Source organism: Pseudoalteromonas sp. Isolate3 (genome assembly GCF_022398505.1).
Classification (GTDB): domain Bacteria; phylum Pseudomonadota; class Gammaproteobacteria; order Enterobacterales; family Alteromonadaceae; genus Pseudoalteromonas; species Pseudoalteromonas apostichopi.
Genome location: NZ_JAKEVN010000141.1, coordinates 1 through 8,735, shown reverse-complemented (window position 1 = coordinate 8,735; position 8,735 = coordinate 1). Strand labels below are relative to the sequence as shown.

Genomic DNA, 8,735 nt, shown 5'->3' with positions numbered 1-8,735 from the left:
GCTTCATGGTATATCTCACTTAACAAAAGAGGCCTTTCGGCCCCTTACTGCGTCACGCTAAACGTTTAGCCAATTAAATCCAACAATAGAAACTGTAAAAACTGTAGACCAATAATCAACACTAAGATTGATAAGTCTAAACCACCTAGTGGTGGAATAACCTTACGAATAGGGCGTAACATAGGTTCAGTTAGCTGGTGGAATACAGCTTCAATTGGGTTGTAACCCTGGCTTACCCAGCTTAGTAAAGCACGAATAATTAAAACCCAAAATAGTAAGTTTAAACCTTCTTTAACGACAGTTATTAAAGCCTGAATAAATACCGGACCTGGCGCCCAAGCATTATAAAACATCAGAAAAATAACACTGAGTTTCGCTACTGCAACTAAATAAGCAAGCACTAACGAAGCAATATCAAAGCCACCCACTCCTGGAATAATTTTACGAAGCGGGTTTACTGCGAACGAAGTGGCTTTCACCACAAACTGGCTCATAGGATTGTAAAAGTCAGCTTTTGCCGCTTGTAACCAAAAGCGTAAAAGGACCACCATTAAAAAGAGATCAAAAATAATCCCAACTAAAAAGTGCATGGCTTGCATAATTTTACCTTAAAAGTAAGCTTAAAGTTCTTTTTCCATCGCTTCAGCGCGGGCTATACAGGCATCCATTGCATCTGCAACAGTATCTACTAAACCTTGTGATTTTAGATGCTCAACCGCTTCGTGAGTGGTACCCCCTTTAGAGGTTACATTTGCACGTAGCTGAGCAATACTGATGTCTGGTTGCGAAAGTGCCATTTCGGCTGCGCCTAGTGCAGTTTGTTGTACTAAACGGCGCGCATCTTCATCACTAAAACCAAGTGCTTTAGCTTTTTCTTCGATAGCTTCCATAAATAAGAAGAAGTAAGCAGGTGATGAACCTGTAACAGCGATGATGTCGTTGATTTGTGACTCTTGCTCAACCCAAACAACAATGCCTGTACACTCAAAAACTTGTTGTACAAACTTGTGCTCTTCAGCGGTTTCGCCTGCGCCATATAGACCTGAAACACCACGACCGAGTAATGATGGTGTATTAGGCATACAACGCACCATTTTCACGTCTTGACCTAGCATTTCACGTAAACGGTTTACGCTAAGGCCCGCTGCCACTGAAATAAATAGCTTGTCGCTAAAATCAACGCCAGAGTCTTGGAATGATTGGCAAAGATCGCCCATCATTTGTGGTTTAACAGATAAGACAATTACATCAGCATCGCGAAGTGCCGCGTTGTTATCCGCGGTAGTTTGCACCCCGAAATCAGCAGCAACCTTAGCTAATTTTTCTTGGTTGCGATTGGTTGCAATGATGTTTTTAGCTGCAAAACCGTTCTTTACCATGCCGCCAATGATGGCGTAGCTCATGTTACCCGTGCCTATAAATGCGATTTTTTTGTCTGACATATGTCTGTTATCACCTTTTAATTTCGTTGGCCAAATATATCCGTGCCAATGCGTACCATGGTTGAACCCGCAGCTATCGCTGCTTCAACATCGTTACTCATACCCATCGACAAGGTGTCTACTTGGGGATATTGGGCCTTTAGTTTATCAAAGCAAGCGCTTAATTGCTCAAAATATTGTAATTGTAGCTGGGCATCATCGGTTTTGGCAGGAATAGCCATCAAACCTCGCAGGCATAAATTAGGGCATTGACTGATAAATTCGGCCAATGCCATTAGCTCGTCTGGGTGGCAGCCTGACTTAGCCTCTTCTAAACTAATATTGACTTGTATTAATACATTGAGTGGCGCTTTATCGGCTGGCCGTTGCTCATTAAGACGTTTTGCAATTTTTGTGCGGTCAACACTTTGCACCCAATCAAAATGAGAGGCTACTTGAGCACTTTTATTTGATTGAATAGGGCCAATAAAGTGCCAAATAATGTCTTTATAATCAGCCAATGCTGTGACTTTTGTTACCGCTTCTTGGACATAAGATTCGCCGAACTGGCGTTGGCCATGCTCATAGGCAGCAATAATATCGTCGGCAGGTTTTGTTTTTGAAACAGCCAATAGGTTGATTGATTGCTCATCGCGGCGATTATTTTTTGCAGCTTGAGCAATTCTTGCGTAGGCGGATGTAAGTCGTTCTGCTATTGTAACCATATAATTATCAGTTGGTTGTGGAGTCATAAATGGATATTACCGAATTATTGGCCTTTAGTGTGCAACACAAAGCCTCGGATTTACACTTGTCATCGGGCGTATCACCTATGATACGTGTTGATGGTGATGTGCGTCGTATTAATATTCCAGCATTAGAACAAAAAGATGTAAATAGTCTGGTATACGATATTATGAACGATAATCAGCGTAAGGACTACGAACAAAATCTCGAAGTGGATTTTTCTTTTGAAGTACCAAACCTTGCGCGTTTTCGTGTAAACGCATTTAACTCAAACCGTGGCCCAGCGGCGGTGTTTCGTACTATCCCAAGTGATGTTTTAACGCTTGATGACTTAGGTGCGCCTGATATTTTTAAAACCATTTCCGATAATCCGCGAGGTTTAGTGTTGGTTACAGGCCCGACTGGTTCTGGTAAATCAACTACCTTAGCGGCGATGGTTGATTATATTAATCAACATAAGCATCACCATATTTTAACTATCGAAGATCCTATCGAATTCGTGCACGAGAATAAGCTGAGTCTCATTAACCAACGCGAAGTTCACCGCGACACGCATAGCTTCTCTAATGCACTTAGAAGCGCATTACGTGAAGATCCGGATGTAATCTTGGTGGGTGAGCTTCGTGACCTTGAAACAATTCGCTTAGCGATGACCGCGGCAGAAACAGGTCACTTGGTGTTTGGTACCTTGCATACTACTTCTGCACCAAAAACTATCGACCGTATCATTGACGTATTCCCTGGTGAAGAAAAAGACATGGTGCGTTCAATGTTGTCTGAATCACTACGTGCCGTAATATCACAAACCTTACTTAAAAAAGTGGGCGGTGGCCGAGTAGCAGCCCATGAAATCATGATAGGTATTCCTGCTATCCGAAACCTAATCCGAGAAGATAAAATCGCGCAAATGTATTCATCAATTCAAACCGGTGCGTCCCATGGAATGCAGACCATGGATCAATGTTTAGCAAGCTTAGTTAACTTCGGTATTATTACAACCAATGATGCACGTGCTAAAGCACAGGATAAAACCCAGTTTGGTGGTTAACGGAGTTATTTAAAATGTCTTTACCTTTAAATCATTTTTTACAAGTTATGATCGACAAAAAAGCGTCTGACTTGTTTGTTTCTAGCCAACTGCCTGTCAGTGCAAAAATAAACGGTGAGCTAGTACATCTTACCGACGAAAAGCTTTCTGATGAAGCTTCGCTCGATTTGGTTGAGTCAGCCATGAGCGATAAGCAGCGTAAAGAATTTCATGATACTAAAGAGTGTAACTTTGCGATTGCAACTGATGAGGGCCGTTTCCGTGTTTCTGCTTTTTGGCAGCGTGACAGAGCTGGTATGGTTATTCGTCGTATCGTGACTCAGATACCTGATGTGAATGAGCTAGGGTTGCCGTCAACCTTAACCGATGTGATTATGGCTAAACGTGGTTTAGTTCTGTTTGTGGGTGGTACAGGTACGGGTAAATCGACCTCGCTCGCTGCGCTTTTAGGTTATCGTAACCGTAACCAGCGAGGTCATATTTTAACGATTGAAGACCCTATCGAATTTGTTCATGAGCATCGTAAAAGTATCATTACTCAACGTGAAGTAGGTTTAGATACAGAAAGCTTCGAATCAGCGCTAAAAAGCTCGTTGCGTCAAGCGCCTGATGTAATCTTAATTGGTGAAATACGCTCACAAGAAACCATGGAGTATGCATTAAGCTTTGCAGAAACAGGTCACTTGTGTGTGGCAACACTGCATGCAAATAATGCTAACCAAGCAATCGACCGTATTATGCACTTAGTACCTAAAGAAAAGCACGATAAGTTAAAATACGACTTAGCACTTAACCTTCGCGCTATTGTTGCTCAGCAGTTGGTTCCAACTGCCGATGGCGAAGGACGTGTAGCTGCTATCGAAATTTTGCTAAATTCGCCTATGGTGGCAGAGCTTATTAAAAAAGGTGATGTTGGTTCTATCAAAGAAACCATGGCGAAATCGAAAGAAATGGGTATGCAGACCTTTGATCAAGCATTGTTTGAGCTTTATAAGCAGCGTCGCATTAACTACGCCGATGCGTTGCATCATGCTGATTCGCCAAATGACCTACGCTTAATGATTAAGCTACAAAACAATGAGCAAAGTGGCGCAGGCTTTTTACAAGGCGTGACTATCGATGGTCTTGATGGAAAGAGTGACACATAAATGGGATTGCGAGTAAGTTTAATCAGCTGGTTATTACTATTAGTGAGTACGTTTCATGTATACGGTAATGACAATAAAGGTGTGGTTATTTTTATTCGCGATGATGTTTATGACGATTACAGTCGCTTTTTGAATGGTCGTAAGCCTATTGAAGTTAAAGACTTCAGTGGTGCTTACATTCGTCGCGATGTAGTCGATATGATCATAGCTCAACAAGCATTGAATATAGGCGGCTACACTAAGCCATTTCGCTACCACAAAGGTAATGCTAATTACCGTAATACCAAGCTGTTAGAAGATGGCCAGCTTTTACTCAGCTTTGATAGTGTATGGTCTGTTGATGCAAAGTCGCTTGCAGAGTCGGTGTACATATCAGATCCTGTGATTCGAAATGGTGAGTATTTTGCGGGCATTTTTACCTCACCGAACAATAAAAAAGCGCTGCAAATAAAACAGCTTACTGACTTTAAGCAATTAACTGCGGTGTCAACGCCACGCTGGCAAACCGATTGGCAAACGTTATCGGCTCTGCCACTGAAAGAATTACTTAGAGAAGACGAGTGGCTAGGACAAGTCCGCACTGTATCGATGCAGTGGGTTGATTTTATGATGATGCCCCTGATGCCCAGCCTCAATAATCGTTATTCCTTAGAGAATATTGAATTGGTTGCTGTGCCTAACCTTTTACTTCAGCTTAAAGATAGCCGCCACTTTATCATTTCGAAGAGTCATCCCGATGGCAAAGAAGCCTTTGCTGCAATTCAAAAAGGGCTTGCACAACTTCGTCAATCAGGTGCAATTGAAAAAGCCTACCGAGAGGCAGGCTTTATTCCAGATTTAAAAGACTATATTGTGATTAACGAAGAGCGCTAGTCGCCGTAAAATTGTTCAAAGAAGCTTTCTAAGATGATCACTGCAGACATGTTATCAACATTGCCTTTACCAAGGTTTCGATAGCCACCTTGTTCGAATAAACGGGCTTTGGCATCTGCAGTCGTTAGTCGTTCGTCTTGAGTTTCAACCGGAATAGCAAAGTGGTTGTGTAAGCGATTAGAGAACTTCTTCGCTTTAAAGGTCACCTCTTGATTCGTACCATCCATATTAAGCGGTAAGCCAACTACCATTAAATCAGGTTGCCATTCGTCCACTTGCTTTTTAATGAGCTGCCAATCAGGAATACCATCTTTCGCTTTTACTGCTTGTAAGCTTGATGCTGTTCCTGTGAGTTCTTGACCTATAGCTATACCAATGCTTTTGGTTCCAAAGTCAAAACCCATTACGGTGCGTTCACCCACCGGCTTAAAAGTTCGTTTTGTCATAGTCTTAAAATTTTAAATGTTAAGCGTGGCCTGCTTCAGAGCTTAATTGCCCGACATCAAAACCGAGCATAGAAACCGCTTTTTCCCAGCGTTTTTCGACTGGAGTATTAAATATGATTTCAGGATCAGCTTTGATAATTAACCAGGAGTTTTCTAACAGCTCTTGTTCTAATTGGCCTTGATCCCAGCCAGCATAGCCAAGAGTGATAATAAATTGATCAGGTGCCTCACTTGTGGTTAAGCTTGCTAACACATCTTTTGAGGTCGTGATCATAATGTCACTGCTGAGCTTTTGACTCGCTGCATAACCAGGCTTTGGCGAATGTAAAACAAACCCGCGATCGGTTTTTACAGGTCCGCCAGCATACACAGCTAAGCCTGCAGCTTGTTTGCTTTTGTCGTTATCAATTTCGATTTTATCGAGTAGCTCGCCCACAGTGATGTTGATAGGCTGGTTAATCACCAAGCCCATTGCACCATCTTGATTGTGCTCACAAATATAAGTGACAGCACGCTTAAAAAAAGGGTCTTGCATGCTCGGCATCGCGATTAAGAAATGATTCTCTAATGACTGCATAGGTCGCCCCTTTTGTTGTTTAAATTAAGTATGGCTCAGTTTTCTTTCAATGGCATCAAATAAGTGACCAGTGATTGAAATATCATAAGCAGCTTCAATCTCTTTTACACACGTTGGCGCAGTGACATTGATTTCAGTTAAGCGGTCGCCAATGATATCTAGACCAACAAAAATAAGGCCTTTTTCTTTCAATGTCGGCGCAACTGCTTCAGCAATTTTGCGGTCAGAGTCGCTAATAGGGCGTGCTTCGCCACGACCACCCGCTGCTAAGTTACCGCGCGTTTCGCCATTTTGTGGAATACGCGCTAAGCAATATGGCATCACTTCACCATCAACTACAAGTACGCGTTTGTCGCCTTGTTTGATTTCAGGAATATAATTTTGTGCCATTGCAAAACGGTTACCATGCTCGGTTAATGTTTCGCAGATCACACCTATATTCGCATCATCCTCTTTAACACGAAAGATAGATGCCCCTCCCATGCCATCAAGCGGCTTTAAGATAATATCTTTATGCTCAGCTAAAAATGCACGAATGTCTGCTTGGCTTCGAGTTACCAACGTATCAGGGGTATGTTCGCTAAACCAAGCTGTAAATAGCTTTTCGTTGGCATCACGTAAGCTTTGAGGCTTGTTGATAATAAGAGTACCGGCTTGCTCGGCACGCTCTAAAATATAGGTTGCGTAGATATACTCAGTATCAAAAGGTGGATCTTTACGCATTAAAATTACGTCTAAATCAGCTAAAGCAATAGCGGCTTTTTCTTCTAACTCGTACCAGTGATTTACATCATCAAAAACACGGGCTTTGGCTGCAGTTGCATAGCCTTGACCTTGACGCAGAGACAGGTCATCCATTTCCATGTAGTAAATTTCGTAACCGCGCTTTTGTGCTTCCATCATCATTGCAAAGCCAGTGTCTTTTTTAATATTAAAGCCACTTATTGGATCAGAGATTATGCCTAACTTAATTGCCATTATTTTGCCTTAGAATCGTATGCCATACTGTGTTTTGTTACTTTGATATATGGGTGTTTTTACGGTTTTCAATTCGCTAAATCGCCAAACTGTAATTGCAGTGCGCTTAACACAGTCAGGGCCGCTGTTTCTGTCCGCAAAACACGAGGGCCTAAACGAATATCAACAAATTTTTGTTGTTTAGCTATATCGATTTCTTCATCGGTAAAACCACCTTCAGGACCCACTAAAAAACGCACGCCCTCGCTAGGCACATGAATAGTTTTAATGCTGTGCTCAGCACGTGGATGTAAGGTGAGTTTTATTGCTTCACTTGCTTGCTCTAACCATTCTTTTATATCGATAGGAGGATGTACAACTGGTACATAATTGCGGCCAGATTGTTCTGCTGCAGCAATTGCAATTTTTTGCCATTGTTGGTGTTTTTTCTGCAGTCTATCGCCACTGAGTTTTACACCACAACGTTGACTAAAAATAGGAGTGATTTCTGTGATACCTAACTCTACAGATTTTTGAATAGTGAAATCCATTTTATCGCCACGAGAAATACCTTGGCCCAAGTGAATTTTTAAAGGCGATTCAACATTATGATCAATAAATTCTTGTGGCTCGACCACCACATTTTTTTTGCTGACTTCAATAATCTCACTGAGGTATTCACCTCCTTCACCATTAAAAATCGAGACCTTATCACCGACTTGCATACGTAATACACGGCCAATGTGACCTGCTGCATCATCATCAAGTGTTAATGGTGTGTTTAAAGAAATCGCTGAGGGTTGGTAAATATGTGGAACTCGCATGGCTGTCACTTATCAATAATTTTAGCAATATGGTAAGTATACAGCGGTTTAGGTGCAATTATTTATTTGTTATTTAAACTCATCTTTGGCAGTTAAGGCGTGGGCAGTTGTTTCGGCTATTTCAGATTGGCAAGATAAGTGATTAATGTGAGCTGCATCAGGGCAGGGAGTAAAGCCAAATCCTTGTCCTTCTTGCTGCACTAAGTAACGTATTTTGTGCAATGAGTTATAGATAAACTTTTGTGCGTCGTCTGCCAGTTGGTAGTCAGTTTGGTTTATCAATACACCTTGTATGTTGTGATGTTCATGTAAATAGCTAGCTAATTCTGAAACACTAATCTCATTACTAAAATCACAGTAGCAATAATCTTTAACGAGTTGATCGAACATGAGCTTTACCATGCTACGGCTATTAGCTCCAGCCACCACAAGGGTTGAGTTTTCGGCATTTGCAAAATAGTGCTGAGCAAATGCACGACTAAACTCATTATCGATATCAACTAATAAATAATTATTAACTTTAAATGGCATAACGCCTCACGATTCAAGAACTTCCGTATCAAATTGAAAACATACTTATTAGTAAATAGCCTATTGCACCGAAAACGGCAAACTCAATACAGGCTATGCCAATGTTATCTTGGTGGTCTACTTCTAACGATGTGTCGATATTGGGTAAAGATATATATTTAAT

Annotated in this window: 11 protein-coding genes; 3 read left to right on the top strand and 8 right to left on the bottom strand. The window is 41.5% G+C overall.

Annotation, left to right across the window (positions count from 1 at the left end):
- Window positions 1-65 precede the first annotated feature (65 nt).
- Genes L1D46_RS18545 through L1D46_RS18535 form a run of 3 tightly spaced genes read right to left on the bottom strand, consistent with a single transcriptional unit; the run spans window position 66 to window position 2,173 of the window.
- Window positions 66-599 carry a YggT family protein gene (locus L1D46_RS18545; protein ID WP_130049645.1) on the bottom strand — a complete coding sequence of 178 codons (534 nt, stop codon included), beginning with the start codon at window positions 597-599 and terminating at the stop codon, window positions 66-68.
- Window positions 600-620: 21 nt separating this feature from the next.
- Entirely contained in the window at window positions 621-1,442 is an 822-nt protein-coding gene (proC, locus tag L1D46_RS18540; protein WP_239978012.1) for a pyrroline-5-carboxylate reductase, read from the bottom strand.
- 17 nt (window positions 1,443-1,459) lie between these two features.
- On the bottom strand, window positions 1,460-2,173 hold the full coding sequence (locus tag L1D46_RS18535; protein ID WP_130049643.1) for a YggS family pyridoxal phosphate-dependent enzyme: 714 nt from the start codon (window positions 2,171-2,173) through the stop codon (window positions 1,460-1,462).
- Window positions 2,174-2,175: 2 nt separating this feature from the next.
- Between L1D46_RS18535 and L1D46_RS18530 the strand changes: the two genes are divergently transcribed.
- Genes L1D46_RS18530 through L1D46_RS18520 form a run of 3 tightly spaced genes read left to right on the top strand, consistent with a single transcriptional unit; the run spans window position 2,176 to window position 5,237 of the window.
- The gene (locus L1D46_RS18530) at window positions 2,176-3,216 is read left to right on the top strand and encodes a type IV pilus twitching motility protein PilT (protein ID WP_130049642.1); all 1,041 of its coding nucleotides are present in this window, start codon (window positions 2,176-2,178) and stop codon (window positions 3,214-3,216) included.
- 14 nt (window positions 3,217-3,230) lie between these two features.
- On the top strand, window positions 3,231-4,364 hold the full coding sequence (locus L1D46_RS18525) for a PilT/PilU family type 4a pilus ATPase (RefSeq protein WP_130049641.1): 1,134 nt from the start codon (window positions 3,231-3,233) through the stop codon (window positions 4,362-4,364).
- Window positions 4,365-5,237, top strand: a complete 873-nt coding sequence (locus tag L1D46_RS18520; protein WP_130049640.1) for a hypothetical protein — start codon at window positions 4,365-4,367, stop codon at window positions 5,235-5,237.
- Here the strand turns inward: L1D46_RS18520 and ruvX are convergent.
- From ruvX to L1D46_RS18495, 5 genes are all read right to left on the bottom strand, one after another.
- Window positions 5,234-5,683, bottom strand: coding sequence for a Holliday junction resolvase RuvX (ruvX, locus tag L1D46_RS18515; RefSeq protein WP_130049639.1), 450 nt, complete (start codon window positions 5,681-5,683; stop codon window positions 5,234-5,236). The two genes, L1D46_RS18520 and ruvX, sit on opposite strands and share 4 nt — an antisense overlap.
- Window positions 5,684-5,702: 19 nt before the next feature.
- Window positions 5,703-6,260 (bottom strand): YqgE/AlgH family protein, encoded by a 558-nt coding sequence (locus L1D46_RS18510; RefSeq protein ID WP_130049638.1) that lies wholly within the window; start codon window positions 6,258-6,260, stop codon window positions 5,703-5,705.
- Between the two features lie 24 nt (window positions 6,261-6,284).
- Window positions 6,285-7,238 carry a glutathione synthase gene (gene gshB, locus L1D46_RS18505; protein ID WP_130049637.1) on the bottom strand — a complete coding sequence of 318 codons (954 nt, stop codon included), beginning with the start codon at window positions 7,236-7,238 and terminating at the stop codon, window positions 6,285-6,287.
- Between the two features lie 68 nt (window positions 7,239-7,306).
- Complete coding sequence (gene rsmE, locus L1D46_RS18500) at window positions 7,307-8,041, bottom strand: 16S rRNA (uracil(1498)-N(3))-methyltransferase (RefSeq protein ID WP_130049636.1); 735 nt, start codon at window positions 8,039-8,041, stop codon at window positions 7,307-7,309.
- 69 nt (window positions 8,042-8,110) lie between these two features.
- On the bottom strand, window positions 8,111-8,572 hold the full coding sequence (locus L1D46_RS18495; protein WP_130049635.1) for a hypothetical protein: 462 nt from the start codon (window positions 8,570-8,572) through the stop codon (window positions 8,111-8,113).
- Window positions 8,573-8,735 lie beyond the last annotated feature (163 nt).

What these genes read in the sequence shown, in the direction of transcription:
- L1D46_RS18545 (WP_130049645.1), bottom strand. Translation starts at nt 599, where the DNA reads ATGCAAGCCATGCACTTTTTAGTTGGGATTATTTTTGATCTCTTTTTA.
- proC (WP_239978012.1), bottom strand. Translation starts at nt 1,442, where the DNA reads ATGTCAGACAAAAAAATCGCATTTATAGGCACGGGTAACATGAGCTAC.
- L1D46_RS18535 (WP_130049643.1), bottom strand. Translation starts at nt 2,173, where the DNA reads ATGACTCCACAACCAACTGATAATTATATGGTTACAATAGCAGAACGA.
- L1D46_RS18530 (WP_130049642.1), top strand. Translation starts at nt 2,176, where the DNA reads ATGGATATTACCGAATTATTGGCCTTTAGTGTGCAACACAAAGCCTCG.
- L1D46_RS18525 (WP_130049641.1), top strand. Translation starts at nt 3,231, where the DNA reads ATGTCTTTACCTTTAAATCATTTTTTACAAGTTATGATCGACAAAAAA.
- L1D46_RS18520 (WP_130049640.1), top strand. Translation starts at nt 4,365, where the DNA reads ATGGGATTGCGAGTAAGTTTAATCAGCTGGTTATTACTATTAGTGAGT.
- ruvX (WP_130049639.1), bottom strand. Translation starts at nt 5,683, where the DNA reads ATGACAAAACGAACTTTTAAGCCGGTGGGTGAACGCACCGTAATGGGT.
- L1D46_RS18510 (WP_130049638.1), bottom strand. Translation starts at nt 6,260, where the DNA reads ATGCAGTCATTAGAGAATCATTTCTTAATCGCGATGCCGAGCATGCAA.
- gshB (WP_130049637.1), bottom strand. Translation starts at nt 7,238, where the DNA reads ATGGCAATTAAGTTAGGCATAATCTCTGATCCAATAAGTGGCTTTAAT.
- rsmE (WP_130049636.1), bottom strand. Translation starts at nt 8,041, where the DNA reads ATGCGAGTTCCACATATTTACCAACCCTCAGCGATTTCTTTAAACACA.
- L1D46_RS18495 (WP_130049635.1), bottom strand. Translation starts at nt 8,572, where the DNA reads ATGCCATTTAAAGTTAATAATTATTTATTAGTTGATATCGATAATGAG.